This is a genomic window from Photobacterium kishitanii, from assembly GCF_003026355.1.
Taxonomy (GTDB): Bacteria; Pseudomonadota; Gammaproteobacteria; order Enterobacterales; family Vibrionaceae; genus Photobacterium; species Photobacterium kishitanii.
The window spans coordinates 29,146-46,754 of the sequence record NZ_PYON01000013.1 but is presented as its reverse complement, the minus strand read 5'-3'; the positions used below and the strand labels follow the sequence as shown (position 1 = coordinate 46,754).

At 41.6% G+C, this 17,609-nt stretch carries 12 protein-coding genes; 11 read left to right on the top strand and 1 reads right to left on the bottom strand.

Annotation, left to right across the window (positions count from 1 at the left end; all coding sequences use genetic code 11):
- The first annotated feature begins 33 nt into the window (after positions 1-33).
- The 4 genes from C0W29_RS14975 to hldE all read left to right on the top strand — a co-directional run bounded on the left by C0W29_RS14975 (position 34) and on the right by hldE (position 7,914).
- Positions 34-1,548 carry a CYTH and CHAD domain-containing protein gene (locus C0W29_RS14975; RefSeq protein ID WP_036796136.1) on the top strand — a complete coding sequence of 505 codons (1,515 nt, stop codon included), beginning with the start codon at positions 34-36 and terminating at the stop codon, positions 1,546-1,548.
- Positions 1,549-1,830: 282 nt separating this feature from the next.
- Positions 1,831-3,420: a methyl-accepting chemotaxis protein gene (locus C0W29_RS14970; protein WP_045045346.1), complete on the top strand. Its 1,590-nt coding sequence runs from the start codon at positions 1,831-1,833 to the stop codon at positions 3,418-3,420.
- Between the two features lie 109 nt (positions 3,421-3,529).
- The gene (gene glnE, locus C0W29_RS14965; RefSeq protein ID WP_045045345.1) at positions 3,530-6,412 is read left to right on the top strand and encodes a bifunctional [glutamate--ammonia ligase]-adenylyl-L-tyrosine phosphorylase/[glutamate--ammonia-ligase] adenylyltransferase; all 2,883 of its coding nucleotides are present in this window, start codon (positions 3,530-3,532) and stop codon (positions 6,410-6,412) included.
- A gap of 71 nt (positions 6,413-6,483) precedes the next feature.
- Positions 6,484-7,914, top strand: a complete 1,431-nt coding sequence (gene hldE, locus C0W29_RS14960; protein ID WP_045041795.1) for a bifunctional D-glycero-beta-D-manno-heptose-7-phosphate kinase/D-glycero-beta-D-manno-heptose 1-phosphate adenylyltransferase HldE — start codon at positions 6,484-6,486, stop codon at positions 7,912-7,914.
- Between the two features lie 66 nt (positions 7,915-7,980).
- Here the strand turns inward: hldE and tolC are convergent, their stop codons facing one another.
- On the bottom strand, positions 7,981-9,279 hold the full coding sequence (gene tolC / locus C0W29_RS14955) for an outer membrane channel protein TolC (RefSeq protein WP_045041796.1): 1,299 nt from the start codon (positions 9,277-9,279) through the stop codon (positions 7,981-7,983).
- 322 nt (positions 9,280-9,601) lie between these two features.
- Between tolC and nudF the strand changes: the two genes are divergently transcribed.
- From nudF to C0W29_RS14920, 7 genes are all read left to right on the top strand, one after another.
- Positions 9,602-10,237 carry an ADP-ribose diphosphatase gene (gene nudF, locus C0W29_RS14950; RefSeq protein ID WP_045041797.1) on the top strand — a complete coding sequence of 212 codons (636 nt, stop codon included), beginning with the start codon at positions 9,602-9,604 and terminating at the stop codon, positions 10,235-10,237.
- A gap of 32 nt (positions 10,238-10,269) precedes the next feature.
- Complete coding sequence (locus C0W29_RS14945) at positions 10,270-10,698, top strand: DUF1249 family protein (protein WP_080895427.1); 429 nt, start codon at positions 10,270-10,272, stop codon at positions 10,696-10,698.
- 40 nt (positions 10,699-10,738) lie between these two features.
- Positions 10,739-11,563 carry a 3',5'-cyclic-AMP phosphodiesterase gene (cpdA, locus tag C0W29_RS14940; protein WP_045045344.1) on the top strand — a complete coding sequence of 275 codons (825 nt, stop codon included), beginning with the start codon at positions 10,739-10,741 and terminating at the stop codon, positions 11,561-11,563.
- On the top strand, positions 11,563-12,141 hold the full coding sequence (gene yqiA / locus C0W29_RS14935) for an esterase YqiA (RefSeq protein ID WP_045045343.1): 579 nt from the start codon (positions 11,563-11,565) through the stop codon (positions 12,139-12,141). The genes cpdA and yqiA overlap by 1 nt, the downstream gene beginning before the upstream one ends.
- A 215-nt stretch (positions 12,142-12,356) precedes the next feature.
- A complete protein-coding gene (gene parE / locus C0W29_RS14930) occupies positions 12,357-14,240 on the top strand; it encodes a DNA topoisomerase IV subunit B (protein WP_036796126.1) in 1,884 nt (627 codons plus the stop codon).
- An 80-nt stretch (positions 14,241-14,320) separates the two neighbouring features.
- On the top strand, positions 14,321-16,600 hold the full coding sequence (parC, locus tag C0W29_RS14925) for a DNA topoisomerase IV subunit A (protein ID WP_045045342.1): 2,280 nt from the start codon (positions 14,321-14,323) through the stop codon (positions 16,598-16,600).
- Between the two features lie 165 nt (positions 16,601-16,765).
- Positions 16,766-17,491: a 1-acylglycerol-3-phosphate O-acyltransferase gene (locus tag C0W29_RS14920; RefSeq protein ID WP_045041801.1), complete on the top strand. Its 726-nt coding sequence runs from the start codon at positions 16,766-16,768 to the stop codon at positions 17,489-17,491.
- Positions 17,492-17,609 lie beyond the last annotated feature (118 nt).

Genomic DNA, 17,609 nt, shown 5'->3' with positions numbered 1-17,609 from the left:
ATCCTTGGTTTGCCACTGTTTATAGGTATAACTATGGAAACCGAGATAGAACTGAAGTTTTTTGTCTTACCAGAATTTTCAAAGCAGCTATTGGATAAAATTTCCGCAGCTAAAATTCTGCAACAGAGTCGTCGCGAGCTGGGTAATGTTTATTTTGACACCCCAGATCAATTATTGCGCCAGCATGATATTGGTTTACGTATTCGTCGTTTTGATGATGTGTTTGTTCAAACATTGAAAACGGCAGGCCGCGTTGTAGCTGGATTACATCAGCGTCCTGAATACAATGTTGAAGTAAATAGTACTGAACCAAGTTTAGCACTCCATCCGATGGATGCTTGGCCACAGGACTTTGATGTGGTTGCGGTACAGCAGCAAATTCAGCCATTATTTAGTACTGATTTTATACGCCAGCAATGGTTAGTGGCGATGCCTGATGGTAGCCAAATTGAATTAGCATTTGATCATGGTGAAGTGAGTGTTGATGATAAACGTTCGCCAATTTGTGAAGTGGAATTAGAGCTTAAATCAGGTCAAACAGATGCTTTATTTACTTTAGCGCGTGAATTATGCACTGATGGTGGCATGCGATTAGGTAATCTTAGCAAGGCTGCTCGTGGCTACCGACTTGCTGCTGATTATCAAGGCGATCCGATTAAGCCGTTGGTGTTTGTTGAAACAACTGTTCAAGACTCAGTTGAAACAACGTTCATTAATACGCTTGAGCACGCGCTAGAACATTGGCTATATCATGAGCAAATTTACGTCGAGCGCCAAGATCCGCAAGCGTTAGTACAAATTTCACAAGCATTGAGTTTATTACGTCAAACATTTGCAACTTTTGGCGGCATTATTCCACGTCGTGCCAGTGCCTTGTTACGCCAAGAATTGCAATGGTTAGAAGGTGAGCTTGATTGGCTAGAAGAAGCGAATAGCATTCAAGAGTTGGTTGACGATAAAGCCCATATACTCCGTAAGCTTAATGTTCGCAAAGAGTTACAGCAGCAATTGGATCTTCGTTATACCCAATTACCTGATAGCGAAGATATGATCCAATTAATGCGATCAGCTCGCTACTGTGGCTTATTACTTGATTTAAGTCGCTGGATTTTAAGTCGAGGTTGGCAGCCATTCCTTGATGATAAGTCACGTGATAAGTTGGCCGCTCCCGTGAAACCGTTTGCAGATAATATGTTAACTCGTTCATGGTCTGAGTTACTTGATGTTTTTCCGGCTGAACGACAACTTAGTCGGATTGATTATCTTGATCAAAAACCACGTTTAGTACGTAATTTGATGAGCGGAATTGCTTTTGCTGGTTTGTATGATGAAGAACGCCGTGCTTGTTTTAGAATGCCATGGCTAGATTTATTACAAGGTTTAGAAGATTTACGCGAATTAGAACCAATTAGGCGGTTATTACCTTTATTTGAAGGGGATGATTTAGCACAAGTAGAAAAATGGTTACAGCGTCAAGAAGAATCATTACTACATGCAATGAGTCAAACGCGCCATATTAGTATCGAGTTGACGCCTTACTGGCCATAACTTAATACGGAGAAAAATTGGTATCTAATAACAACGCCTCGCTTTATGCGGGGCGTTGTTGTATGTGGGTTAACGATAAGTTTTGCAACAACAACAATTGCATGTGGCGTAGATCATATTTTGAACGGTATGTTTGAGTCGCGACTAAATATTTAACCTTTGATGTCGATAACTAACCATGAGAACAAAGCAATGATGCTAATTGGCGATATTACTGGCTTACGAATAACGCTGTCACTATAAATGTGAAGGGTTTAAACGTTAGCACTATGGAGAAGATAAATGGCAGCGCTAATGTTTAAGCCGTGGGAAAAGTGGTTAACAAATCTTAAGTTAAGACCCAAACTGATATTACTAATCGTGGTTAGTTTGCTGTTGTTAATTGGTAAGCAGTTGTGGAATGTCGAGTTATTCTATCAATCGGTTATCGTCAATCAGCAAGATAAAGTCCAACAATTAGCGCAATCTAATGCTCAGACCTTAACGGCGTTAATGGCTATTGAAAACCAAGATTTTACTTTAGCTGAACAAGCATTAGCAGCAACAGTGGCTAATAATGGTGTATACGTTATTGATTATAGTAATGATAAAAAGCTTGCTCAGTCTAAGCTTAATCAGATAATTAATCTTAAACAGCCATTGCAAAGTGGCCAAACCCTCAGCAGTCTTATTAAGACTAATCAAACCCAACAGCCATTTGCGCTGCAAGATGAGCAAGGTTATGGTTATATTGTTAAGCTCCCAAGCTTAAATTTAGCGGTAATTAGTTATCAATCTAATGCACAGGCGTTAAATCATTATCAGCAATATTTAATCCAGATAGTATGGCAAACCGCATTGATCACGGTGATTTTTATCGTGATTTTGTTGCTGGTGTCGAGAATTATGTTGCGCCAGATCGGTTGCTTAAAGCAAAGTATTCAAGCATTGGCAAATAATGATTTATCGCAACCAATGCTAATGGATTGTCGTGATGAATTTGGTGAGTTAAGTCGTGAGCTTGAGCAAGGTCGTTGTCAGTTAACTGCGGTATTTGTTGCCCAACGTCAGGCCGCAACTACGCTTTCACAAGCAGCTGAAACTATGTCGTTAATGATGGAGCAAACTAAGGAATCTGCCCAAGAAGAGTTTGCTGAAATTGATCAATTAGCTTCAGCGATGGCAGAAATGACATCGACAGTACAAACTGTTGCAGGTCATGCCCGTGATGCGTCTAATGCAACCCTTGATACTTCGGAACAAGCAGCGCAAGGACAAAAGTTTGTTAGTCGAACGATGGTGACGATTAACCAATTATCGAATGATATTACCCAGTCAGCCGCCGCTGTAAATCAAGTAGAGACACGGGTTGATAAAATAAGCTCAGTGATTGTGACGATTCAAAGTATTTCAGAGCAAACCAATTTATTAGCACTTAATGCCGCGATTGAAGCTGCACGTGCGGGGGATGCTGGGCGCGGTTTTGCTGTTGTTGCGGATGAAGTACGTAATCTAGCTCAGCGGACACAAACTGCCACGGTTGAAATTCAAGATATGATCGCCCAATTGCAGCAAAGTGCTCAGCAAGCGGTAACATTAATGGAGCGTAGTGTCGTTGAAGCGACTGAAGGGGTTGATCTTGTTACCAGTGCTGGAGATGAATTAAATAAGATTGTCGAACAAATTCAGCAGATTAATGATATGAACTTTCAGATAGCCGCTGCTGCTGAACAACAAAGTACCGTTGCTGATGAGATGAATATGAACTTAACCAATGTACGGGAATTAGTCGACGGCTCGGTGGGTGTGGTGACAGAGTTGACTCAAACCGCAGTGGAAATGCATCAGCAAGCGAGTGATTTGGAAGCAAAAATAGATACTTTTAAAGTGTAAGTAAAGAGTAGCTTGCTCAATAAAATAAATTATAACGCCCATCGTTTGATGGGCGTTTTTGTATGCTAAATTAGAGCTCTTTATCGAGTTACTTGTTCAAGGACAGCGCATGGCGACCGAAAAATCATATCCAACCATTAGTCATTGCAGCGACTTATTAGCCGCGGCAGATTTAGCATGGGAAAAATTAGCCCAGCAACATCCACAACAGCTGGCATTATGGCAAGGAGAGGCCAAAGACGAGTTATATGCCATGTTGGGATTGAGTGATTTTATTAGCGCTTCTTTACAGCAAGATGCCAAATTACTTGAATGGCTATTCGAACATCGTCAGTGCTGCTTGGAGATTGATTATCGTCAATTATTGAGTCAGCAACTTGCTCAAGTAACCGATGAAGCTGGTTTAATGCGCAGTTTACGTCACTTTAGACGTCGCTATATGACCCTCATTGCGTGGCAAGATTTTAGTTCACGAGTCGCGTTGGAGCATAGCTTAGCCAGTTTATCGCAATTGGCAGAAGCATTGATTATGGAAGCTTATCATTGGCTTTATCGTCAGTGCTGCACCGAGTGGGGCACGCCAATGAATGACCAAGGTGAACCACAGCCAATGCTCATTTTAGGTATGGGTAAACTTGGCGGTGGTGAGCTGAACTTTTCCTCAGATATTGATCTTATTTTTACCTATCCTGAAAATGGCGAAACGGTAGGTGGTCGTCGTAGCCTTGCTAATGCCCAGTTTTTTACTCGCTTAGGGCAACGGTTGATCAAAGCCCTTGATCAAATCACTTATGATGGTTTTTGTTACCGAGTTGATATGCGCTTGCGTCCTTTTGGCGACAGTGGTCCGTTAGTCATGAGCTATGCTGCATTAGAAGATTATTACCAAGAGCAAGGTCGTGATTGGGAACGTTATGCGATGATAAAAGCAAGGGTAATGGGTAAAGAAAGCTTCAGCCAATACCAAGGCTTACGTCAAATGCTGCGACCGTTTGTATTTCGACGTTATATCGATTTTAGTGCTATTCAGTCGCTACGCCGTATGAAAGCAATGATTGGCAGTGAAGTTCGCCGCCGAGGGCTTACCAACAATATTAAGTTGGGGGCGGGTGGTATTCGTGAAGTGGAATTTATTGCTCAATCTTTTCAATTAATTCGTGGTGGACGCGAGCCAAGCTTACGTGAGCGTGGCCTATTACCGACTTTAACGGCGATTAAAGAGTTGGCTTTGTTACCTCAAGCTGATGTCGATACTTTAACGACGGGTTATTGTCACTTACGTCGATTAGAAAACTTATTACAAGCTATTGATGATAAACAAACTCAAACCCTGCCTGATAAGCCGCTTGATCAAGCGCGACTGGCATGTGTAATGACTGAGCCTGATTGGGCATCATTAATGACCACAACCGATCAGCATATGGCAGCTATTCACGCAATTTTCGACGATATTATTGGACATGATGATCAAGATAGCCAGCAAGAGGTGGCGACGCAGTACCATGAAATGTGGGCAATGGTGACGAATGAAGATGTATTGCTGAGTATTTTGGCTGAAATAGATGCTCCCGAGCAACAGCTTCAAGCTCAGAATTTACTGTCTTTTAAGCATGAACTTTTTAAACGTACTTTAGGTCCGCGTGGACGTGAAGCGTTAGCGACATTAATGCCTGAAATTTTAGCGCAAGTAGTGTTACGGGATGATGCTGTCCAGCTGCTGCCGCGATTAACCAAATTGATTATCCGTATTGCAACCCGTACTACATATTTAGAGTTATTGACTGAGCATCCAATCGCACTTAAGCAGCTGATTCGATTATGTGCGGCTAGTCCGATGGTGGCAGAGCAATTAGCGTTATACCCATTATTATTAGATGAATTGCTTGATCCACAGCATTTGTACCAACCAACAGAACTGACTAGCTATCAAGATGAATTGCGTGAATATCTTGCCCGTATTCCAGAAGAGGATATGGAACAGCAGATGGAAGCCATTCGCCAGTTTAAACAAACTCAATTACTTCGTATAGCAGCCGCAGATATTGCAGGTGTGCTGCCATTGATGAAAGTAAGTGATCACTTAACCTATCTTGCTGAAGCGATTGTTGCAGCGGTAGTTAATCAAGCTTGGTTACAAATAGCAGCAAAATATGGTGAACCAAGCCACTTATTAGAGCGACAAAGTAAAGGTTTTGCGGTGATTGGTTATGGCAAAGTTGGCGGCTGGGAACTGGGCTATGGCTCAGATCTTGATTTAGTGTTTGTCCATGATTGCCCTGATAATGTTTATACCATCGGTAGTAAAGAAATCGATGGGCGACAGTTTTATTTGCGCTTAGCCCAGCGGATTATTCATTTATTCTCAACACGAACAGCATCAGGAGTGTTGTATGAAGTTGATATGCGTTTACGGCCATCAGGTGCCTCTGGATTATTAGTCACCACTGTTAATGCTTTTGCTGAGTATCAACAGCAACAAGCATGGACATGGGAGCATCAAGCATTAGTACGCGCACGGATGGTGTACGGCGATGAAGTATTGCGTATGGCATTTGCAGACGTACGCCAGCAAGTATTAACTATCGCGCGTGATCGAATTCAACTAGCGGCAGATGTTGCGGCAATGCGGCATAAAATGCGTAACCATTTAGGCAAGAAAAAAGCGGGAATGTTTGGTTTGAAACAAGACCAAGGTGGCATTACCGATATTGAGTTTTTAGCGCAGTATTTCGTGTTAGCTTATGCTCATCAGCAACCCGCTTTAACGCGCTGGTCTGATAATGTTCGTATTTTTGAATCACTGGCGAATAACGGTATTCTTGATAGCATGACTGCTGAACAATTACAGCAAGCCTATTGTGATATGCGTAATGCGATTCATCGATTGAGTTTGTTAGGGTTAGCCGCCTATGTCGATCAACAACAGTTTGTTGAGATGCGCAATATTGTTGAGCAAGTATGGCAGCAATGGCTAGAACCTAATGCGGTTTAACTGTTATCCGAATGCCCCTCGATTTTAGTTTATGCTAATATTCGAACGTTTCCATATTCCCGGAGAAAGAAATGAAACTGACGCTGCCTGATTATAACCACGCTGAGGTATTGATTGTTGGCGATGTAATGTTAGATCGCTATTGGACAGGGCCGACTGAACGTATTTCACCAGAAGCGCCAGTGCCGGTGGTTAAGGTTGATCAAATTGAGGAGCGCCCAGGTGGTGCAGCGAACGTGGCGATGAATATTGCTGCGTTAGGTGGTCACGCCAAATTGATTGGCTTAACCGGTACCGATGAGCCAGCACGTGCGTTAACCGAAAAATTGTCGTCACTAAATGTGAGCAGTGATTTCGTTGCATTGGCTGAATATCCAACGATTACCAAATTACGGGTGATGAGCCGTGGTCAGCAGTTAATTCGATTAGACTTTGAAGAAGGTTTTCAGAATGTTGATCCAGCGCTAATACTTGAACGTATGCAGCCTGCGCTGGCGAACGCAAAAGCGGTTATTTTGTCTGATTATGCCAAAGGTGCGTTGGAACATGTACAGTCTATGATTCAATTGGCTCGTGCTGCAAAACTGCCAGTTTTGATTGATCCTAAAGGCACCGATTTTGAGCGTTATCGTGGCGCAACGTTATTAACGCCGAATTTATCTGAGTTTAAAGCCGTTGTTGGTAGTGTTAATTCAGAACAAGAATTGGTCGATAAAGGCATGGCTTTGATTGAGCAGTTTGATTTTGAAGCGTTGTTAGTTACTCGTTCTGAACATGGAATGACGCTACTTGAAAAAGGCTGTGAGCCATTACATATGCCGACTTTAGCGCAAGAGGTTTATGATGTAACGGGTGCCGGTGATACCGTTATTTCAGTGTTAGCGGCGTCATTGTCAGCGGGTAAGTCGTTATCTGATTCATGTAAGCTCGCGAATGCTGCTGCTGGTGTCGTTGTGGCGAAGTTAGGTACCTCAACCTTATCAACGATTGAGTTAACTGAAGCTATTCACGGTAGCCAAGATAGTGGCTTTGGGGTTATTTCTGAGCCAATGTTAGTTGATGCAGTGAAAGCCGCTCGAGCCCGTGGTGAAACCGTTGTAATGACCAATGGTTGTTTTGATATTCTTCATGCAGGGCATGTTGCTTACTTAACCGAAGCGGCAAAACTCGGTGATCGCTTGATTGTCGCTGTTAACTCTGATGATTCAGTTAAAGGCTTGAAAGGTCCTGGACGTCCAGTTAACCCAGAAGATCGCCGTATGGCAGTATTAGCTGGCTTAGGTGCGGTTGATTGGGTGGTTCCGTTTACTGAAGAAACACCGCAACGATTAATCAGTGAAGTGCTACCAAGCATTTTAGTTAAAGGTGGTGATTACACTCCTGAACAAATAGCTGGTGGTGAAGAAGTTATAGCAGCTGGTGGTCAAGTATTAGTACTTAATTTTGAAGATGGGTGTTCAACCTCAAAAATCATTGAAGCCATTCGTGGCGGACGTGGTTAATCTCCGGATTATTTGCAATAAAAAAAGCGCCGAAAGGCGCTTTTTTTATATCGAAATTATTGCGGCTTATTTAGTTTGGATTAAGCCTGAATTAATATCTAATACATCTTGCTCGCTTAATGTGCCGACAGCTTGTTTCAACTGCAAGCGCGCTAGAATGTAATCATAGCGTGCATTTGCAAGTTCACTGTTAGCAGAATACAAGCTACGGGTTGAGTTTAATACATCAACAATCGTACGCGTACCAACATCAAAACCAGCTTCAGTTGCTTCTAATGCTGACTTGGCTGAAACGACTGATTGTTTATAAGCATTAATCGAACCAATAGTGGCATTAATGTTGTTGTAGTAGTTACGAACATCTTTAACCACGGTGCGGTATTGTGCTTCAAGATCTTCACTTGCTGAGACGTATTTATATTGGGCTTGTTTTACTTGAGAGCTAGTATTACCCCCACTGTAAACTGGCAAGTCAATTTTAATACCTGCGCTTAGATTACCTTGATCAGGTTTAGATAACGCACTGGTATCGTCGTATTGATAACCTGATTCAAATGATAATGTTGGTAGGTGCCCAGAGTCTGCCAGTGAAATATTATCACGAGCAATATCTTGACCAATACGTGATGCTAATAAGGTCAAGTTTTCAGTTTCAGCATCTTTAACTAGGTTATCAGCAACTTGTTGCGGTTTGCTCGCTGAGAAGGTCGTGGTATTTAATGGATCTAATGACGAATATGCATGACCCGTAATTTCACGTAATTCTTCGTAACTATTGGCGAGAGTGTTTTTCTTTACAATGATAGAAGCCAGTACAGTATCGTATTGAGCTTGGGCATCATAAACATCAGTGATTGCAGATAGACCGACTTCAAAGCGTTGTTTCATTTGCTCTAATTGACGACCAACCGCTGCTTTTTCTGCCTCACCAAATTTCAAATCATCTTTGGCTTTTAAAACGTTAAAATACGCTGATGCAACGCGTAAAATAAGACCTTGTTGGGTAACGGCATAAGCTGCATCACTTTGACGAGCTTCTTTTTCAGCGATATCAAGGCCAACCCAGCTAGCACGGTTATATAATGATTGGCTTAACGTAACCCCACCGGTAAAACCGTTATCTTTGCCTGCTTTTGAATCAAGGTAATAAGTGTTATAGCCAGCTGAAAGATTAATTTGTGGCAAAAGGGTACTACGTGAAGAATTAATTGCTTCAAAAGCTGCATCTTTATCGGCCGCGGCTTTTAGAAGTTGTGGATCATTTTGCTTGGCTTGCTGATAAATCTGAGCGAGATCGTCAGCCGATGCTGATTGACTAATAGAGCCAATTGCAAGGCTGATAATGATTGGAAGCAATTTTTTCATGGATGCCTTTCCTGGTCTTGCAGACAAAAATGGGAATGTATAAATATAGTGCAAGCGTCAGTTTACCTGAAGCAGCCTTGCTTGAAACTGATCATTACGTAGTTTTACGTAGTGATTGTATTTTTACATTCGGTTATTAGGTTATTGTAATCGATTTAATAAACAGCGTGTCAAAAAGATACATGATATTTAATTGTTTAAACACTAGCAGTGGAATATTACACTTAAAGTATAACTGTAAGGGATATAAGTTGATTTTAATGCTATCTCGCGTGAAGTTGGTTAACTTTTAATAGATATCTATCATCGAAGGATAAAAAGTATGGATCAAACATCAGATTATTCATCCTCGCAACAAGCGTTTAATCGTCAAGATGTTGAAGTTTTATCGACGACAACGGTGTATGACGGTTTTTTTAAAATGGTTAAATACCGTTTACGACACAGATTATTTGCTGGTGGTTGGAGTGGTGAATTTGAGCGCGAACTGTTTGAACGCGGTCATGCTGCAGCTGTATTACCTTACGATCCGATACGTGATCAAGTGGTATTAATTGAACAGTTCAGAATTGGCGCGATGGCTGCTGATTGCCAGCCGTGGCAGTTAGAAATTGTTGCAGGTATGCTCGATCATGATAATGAATCTCCTGAGCAAGTCGTACGCCGAGAAGCAACTGAAGAATCGGGGTTAGTGCTAGGGAAAACGGAGAAAATATCACGTTATTTGTCCAGCTCAGGTGGCTGTTCAGAGGTACTTGATATTTTTATTAGCGAAGTCGATAGTCGTTTAGCGCAAGGGATCCATGGCGTAGCCAGTGAATCAGAAGATATTCGTGTTCATGTTGTTTCTAGAAATCAGGCTTATCAATGGTTAGAATCTGGTAAAATTGAAAATGCGGCCACGATTATCGCATTACAATGGTTGCAGTTACATCATCAACGTTTGCAGCAGCCATAAAATAAATTATTTTATAATCCTAGGGGAATGATTTGAATAAAAGGTATACTGTTGATTTGACAAGCCTAATGCGCTTGTATGAAACTAATTACGCTAAACTCTTACCATTGTTGCCTCGCAACGATGAAGTCGGAGATACGCAAGTATACCTGGTGTGTGATGATGCATATCAGTTGAAAATTATTGAATCAACCCGCTACACCACAGTGGTAACACTAGGGTTGGTTGATATTGATAGGGTTGCTGATTACTTGGCACCATTATTAACGGTACGGTTATATCATGATGCTAAGGTCGCAGAAGTGTGTGCTGCGCAGCAGATTTCTCGTCTCAAGCCAATATATGACTATCCTAACTTGCGTATGCATCAAAAAAATGAGAAACATCAAGTCAACCTTTTCTTAGGTGACTGGTTGAAGCATTGTTTACGCCACGGGCTTAGTAAACAATCCGTTTGTTAATTGAACTTAATTGCTCAGAATAGACAAGGTTTTTGACGTTTTGCAGACCTATTCGCTGCCGCAGACTAACCCCGAAAGTGTGGTTCTTCTGCAGATCACCGACACTCATTTGTTTGCCAATGGTTCCGGCTCTTTGCTTGGTGTGGCAACCAAAGACATTTTTCATGCCGTGCTTAATGGGGTAGATATTGCTGCGCGTCATTTTGACGCCATCGTTGCTACGGGTGATATTTCTCAAGATCACACCCCTTACTCTTATCAGCGTTTTGCTGATGGTATTTCACGTTGGTCACAACCGTGTTTTTGGTTGCCGGGCAATCATGATTTTCAGCCAACAATGCAATCCATTTTACCGAGTGAGCAGATTAAGCCACAGCAGCAGGTATTAGTGGGGGATCATTGGCAAATGATTTTACTCGATAGCCAAGTACAAGGTGTGCCACATGGTGAGCTAAGTACTGCACAGTTAGGATTATTAAATACCGCTCTAGCACGTTATCCTGATCGACATGCCTTAATTTTATTGCATCATCATCCGCTTGAAGCAGGTAGTGCGTGGTTAGATCAACATCAACTACATAATAACAGTAGTTTATGGGATGTAATTGATTGTCATCCACAAGTAAAAGCCGTGCTATGTGGTCATATTCATCAAAATTTAGATCGAACTTACCATGGTGTACGTGTGCTTGCGACACCATCGACTTGTATTCAGTTTATGCCTGATTCTGATGATTTTGCGTTAGATCATAACAACCCAGGTTGGCGTTATTTAGAATTAACTAAAGACGGACAAATTATTACTAGTGTCCACCGTATTAGTGGTGATCAATTTAAACCTAAACTTGATGCTGAAGGTTACTGATGCCATCATTATTAATTTATTTACATGGTTTCAATAGTTCGCCATCATCATTGAAAGCCCAACAAATGATGGCTTATTGTCGTCAGCATCGACCTGATATCAAGGTTATAGCACCCCAGCTACCGAGTTATCCAGCTCACGCTAGTCAATATCTAGCGCAATTGGTTGAGCAATATAAGGACCACTATACGATTGGTGTTGTCGGTAGCTCTTTAGGGGGATATTTAAGTACGTGGCTTAGTGAGCGTTATCAATTATCGGCCGTATTAGTTAATCCAGCCGTTAAACCTTATCAACTGTTAGTTGACTACCTTGGACCACAGCAGAATCCATATAGCGGTGAAAATTATGTGCTAGAAGCTCAGCACATTGATGACTTGAAAGCACTTGAAGTTATAAATATCACGCAGCCACAACGGCTATGGGTGTTATTACAGCAAGGTGATGAAGTTCTTGATTATCGCCAAGCAGCATTAAAATATGCACACTGTAGGCTAACAATAGAAGCTAATGGTGATCATAGTTTTTGTGATTTTGAACGTTTTCCCGCCACCATTCTTCAATTCTTAGGGTTATAACCTGACTTATCTGTTCATTGAGTAACGAGATAGGCTACCCTATAAATCAAGTTATGTGCATTAGCATAAAATCTATACCCAGTTTTCGTCCCTTTTTCGTAATATAGAAAAGAGACGCGACTCACTGAATGTGAGTTTTCCGCAGACTCCCGCTTGACAACAACGCGAGGGTTACTGACTATTGTTTGCAAAATTTTCCCGTAAATTTCCGTGATATGACAGATCAAAGCTATAACGCTGGAGCCATTGAGGTTCTAAATGGCCTTGAGCCAGTACGCCGCCGTCCGGGTATGTATACCGATACGGTAAGACCTAACCACCTTGGTCAAGAAGTTATCGATAACAGTGTCGATGAAGCCTTGGCTGGCCATGCCCGTAAAGTTGAAGTCATTCTTCATACCGATCAATCATTAGAAGTGATTGATGATGGTCGTGGTATGCCGGTAGATATTCATCCAGAAGAAGGTGTTTCTGGAGTTGAGCTTATCCTATGTAAATTACATGCCGGAGGTAAATTCTCGGGTAAAAACTACCAATTTTCAGGTGGTCTACACGGGGTAGGTATTTCGGTTGTAAACGCCCTTTCTAATCGGGTCGAAGTAACGGTTAAACGTGATGGTCAAGTTTATCAAATCGCGTTTGAAAATGGCGATAAAGTCTCTGAATTAGAAGTTATTGGTACTTGTGGCCGTCGTGCAAAAGGAACCAAAGTTCATTTTTGGCCAAATCCTAAATACTTTGATAGTGCAAAATTTTCTGTTACTCGTCTTAAAAGTAATTTAAAAGCTAAGGCTGTATTATGCCCCGGTTTGGAAATAGTATTTACCAATAAAATTACTGATGAAACAATACGTTGGTGCTATGAAGATGGTCTAAAAGATTATCTGGCTGAAGGCGTGAAAGGCTATACCTTATTGCCAGAAGAGCCGTTTACTGGTGTCTTTAGTGGTGCAACAGAAGCGGCTGATTGGGCGCTATTGTGGCTACCTGAAGGTGGTGAACTGATCACTGAAAGTTACGTTAACCTAATTCCTACCGCGCAAGGGGGGACGCATGTTAATGGTTTGCGCCAAGGTTTGCTTGATGCGATGCGTGAGTTCTGTGAATTCCGCAATTTATTACCGCGTGGAGTGAAACTGACTGCTGATGATATTTGGGATCGTTGTGCTTACGTACTATCTGTAAAGATGCAGGATCCACAGTTTGCCGGTCAAACCAAAGAGCGTTTATCGTCACGTCAATGTGCAGCATTTGTCTCTGGCGTAGTAAAAGATGCCTTTAGCTTATGGCTTAATGAGCGTCCACAGTTGGCTGAATTATTGGCAGAAGTTTGCATTGCCAATGCTCACCGTCGTATGCGTGCTAGTAAGAAAGTTGTTCGTAAAAAAATAGCTTCAGGCCCAGCCTTACCGGGTAAATTAGCCGATTGTTCACAACAAGATTTAAATCGTACTGAACTATTCTTAGTCGAAGGTGATTCGGCGGGTGGTTCGGCGAAACAAGCCCGTGATCGTATGTTCCAAGCGATTATGCCGTTGCGCGGTAAAATACTAAATACTTGGGAAGTGTCATCTGATCAAGTATTGGCTTCGGAAGAAGTCCATAATATTTCAATCGCATTGGGTATTGATCCTGATAGTGGCGATTTAAGTGGACTTCGTTACGGTAAAATCTGTGTCCTTGCCGATGCGGACTCCGATGGACTGCATATCGCAACGTTATTATGTGCCTTGTTTATGAAGCACTTTGAAGCGTTAGTACGTGCTGGACATGTGTTTATCGCTATGCCACCGCTATACCGTATCGATTTAGGTAAAGAGGTATTTTATGCGCTTGATGAATCAGAAAAAAATGCCATTCTTGAGCGTTTAAAAGGTAAGCGTGGCAAGGTTAACGTGCAGCGCTTTAAAGGTCTGGGTGAAATGAATCCACTGCAATTGCGTGAAACGACTATGGATCCTAATACCCGTCGTTTGGTGCAGCTTACTATTGATGATGATAGTGAAACTAATGAAATGATGGATATGTTGCTAGGTAAAAAACGCGCAGAAGATCGTCGTCATTGGTTACAAAGCAAAGGCGATTTGGCGGAAGTTTAATTCGCCTCACACGTATATCATTTTAAATCGGCAAACATTATGTTTGCCGAATCGCATTATTTAAGACGGATTATCTCACGATGACTGATGTCTCTATGGATGGCGTTGAACAGCTTCCACTTAGAAAGTTTACTGAAGACGCTTATTTAAACTACTCCATGTATGTAATCATGGATCGTGCCTTACCTTTTATTGGTGACGGCTTAAAACCAGTACAACGTCGTATTATTTATGCGATGTCTGAATTAGGTTTGAACGCTACTGCGAAATATAAAAAATCAGCACGTACTGTTGGTGACGTATTAGGTAAATTCCATCCACACGGTGACTCTGCGTGTTATGAGGCGATGGTGCTAATGGCGCAGCCTTTCTCCTATCGTTATCCGTTAGTCGATGGTCAAGGTAACTGGGGTGCCCCGGATGATCCGAAATCTTTTGCTGCAATGCGTTATACCGAATCACGTTTATCGCGTTTTTCAGAAGTATTATTGGCTGAGATAAATCAAGGCACCGCTGATTGGGTACCAAACTTTGACGGTACTATGCTTGAGCCAAAAATGTTGCCGGCACGGTTACCGCATATTTTATTAAATGGTATTACTGGTATTGCGGTTGGTATGGCGACGGATATTCCGCCGCATAATGTGCGTGAAGTTGCTAATGCAGCGGTACACATGATCGAGAATCCAAGCGCTGATCTTGATCAATTGATGGAATTTGTCCAAGGTCCAGATTATCCGACTGAAGCTGAAATCATCACCTCAAAACCTGATTTAAAGAAGATGTATGCCACTGGCCGTGGTAGCGTGAAAATGCGTGCGATTTGGCATAAAGAAAATGGTGATATTGTTATTACCGCCTTGCCTCATCAAACATCAGGAGCCAAATTATTGGAGCAAATTGCCGCGCAAATGCGAGCAAAAAAACTGCCAATGGTAGAAGATTTACGTGACGAATCTGATCATGAAAATCCAACCCGTATCGTGATTGTGCCACGTACCAATCGAATTGATTGCGATCAATTGATGAATCACTTGTTTGCTTCGACAGATTTAGAAAAAAGTTTTCGAGCTAACATTAACATGCTGGGTCTAGATGGTCGTCCACAAGTAAAAGGCTTGGTGACTATCATTAAAGAATGGCTTGAGTATCGTCGTAGTACGGTTCGTCGTCGTTTGCAATACCGTCTTGATAAAGTGATTGCTCGATTACATATTTTAGAAGGCTTATTAGCGGCTTATTTAAACATTGATGAAGTGATTGAGATCATTCGTAGTGAAGATGATCCTAAAGCTGAATTAATGTCACGTTTTGATTTAAGCGTTACTCAAGCCGATGCTATTTTAGAAATAAAATTGCGTCAGTTAGCTAAGCTTGAAGAAATTAAGATCCGTGGTGAATTAGATGAATTAGCTAAAGAGCGCGAGCAGCTTGAAAAGCTATTAGGTTCTGAGCGTCGTTTAAATACTTTAATCAAAAAAGAAATTATCGCAGATGCTGAAAAGTATGGTGATGATCGTCGTTCACCATTGGTTGAGCGTGCCGAAGCTAAGGCTATGACCGAGCGTGACTTGATTCCAAGTGAAACTATCACTGTAGTACTGTCTGACAAAGGCTGGATCCGTCATGCTAAAGGTCATGAGGTTGATCCAACTACGCTTAACTATAAATCAGGTGATAACTATCTCGCTCATGCGCGTGGTAAGAGTAATCAACCAGCTATATTCTTAGGTTCTGATGGTCGCAGCTATGCCCTTGAATCGCATACTTTGCCATCGGCACGTAGCCAAGGTGAACCGATTACTGGGCGTTTAAATCTGACTCCTGGCACTAATATGCGCCAAGTAATGATGGCTGATGATGATCAACTATGGCTAATGGCATCGGATGCTGGTTATGGTTTCATCTGTAAGAGCAGCGACATGGTTTCTAAAAATAAGAGCGGTAAAGCCTTATTAACGGTACCTGAAAAGTCATTAGTATTACCGCCTCAGCCGATTGCCGATATTAATAGCGATCAAATTATGGCGATTACCAATGAAGGTCGAATGTTGTTATTCCCAATCAAAGACTTGCCACAATTAGGTAAAGGTAAGGGTAATAAGATCATTAATATTCCATCAGCACGAGCAAAATCTCGTGAAGAGTTCTTATCTTATCTAATGGTTCTTACTGCTGATAGTCATGTCACTTTGTATGCAGGTAAACGTAAGTTAGGTTTAAAACCGAGTGATCTTGAAAACTTCCGTGGTGAGCGCGGTCGTCGAGGATCAATGTTGCCACGTGGATTGCAACGCGTTACTGATATTGAAATTGATTCCCCACAAACACTCAGTGATGAGCAATTAACTGACAGTTAATTTACGGCTATATATACAATAAAGCCCTCGTATTTATGAGGGCTTTTTAATGATTTATTCGCGTTAATTGTGTCGTAGTTTATTGAGTAATGGATACACATAACAGGTGTAATTTTCGTTGCTGTGGGTATACTAGCGCACACTTGTACGCTGAGGAGTGTTTGAATGATTTATATTTTGCGCCTGATTGCGATTGCAGTTTTTGCCATCGTAACCTTTGTCTTTGGCTGTGGTTATTGTTTATTAAGCCCACGAAATCCTAAACATGTTTATACCTTTGGGCGACTGTTTAGTAAAATGTCACGTGTCTTGGGTATAAAGCTAGAGATCCGTTACGCTGAAGGTGCTGAACAAGTAGGTTCGGCGGTTTATATTGCCAACCATCAAAATACTTATGATTTATTTACCGTTTCTGGTGCAATTATGCAGCGTACAGTGACTGTCGGTAAAAAAAGTTTAGTGTGGATTCCATTGTTTGGACAGCTATACTGGATCACGGGTAATATCTTAATTGATCGTGCAAATCGCAGTAAAGCCGTGGGCACAATTGGTCAAGTTGTTGATAAAATTAAAAAGAATAAAGTGTCTGTGTGGATGTTCCCCGAAGGTACACGTTCTCGTGGCCGTGGCTTATTACCGTTTAAGACTGGCGCTTTTCATGCTGCTATTGGTGCTCAAGTGCCGATTGTACCGATTGTGTGTAGCTCAACGGATAAAGTAAAACTTAATCGTTGGGATAATGGTGTCGTCATTGTTGAGGTTATGAAGCCGATTGCGACTGTTGGTTTAGAAAAAGAAGATGTTCGTAAATTATTAACTCAAAGTCGTAAAATGATGGCTGCAAAACTAGCAGAGTTAGACCAAGAGGTTGCTCAGCGCAATAAGCATTAATACGGATTATTTTTAACGCTTAACAATTATAGTTAAAAGACATAATGCGAGTGTTATTAACAAGGACATGTTTTTTAAACATGTCCTTGTTTTGTTTTATTGTTATCAAACAACGATA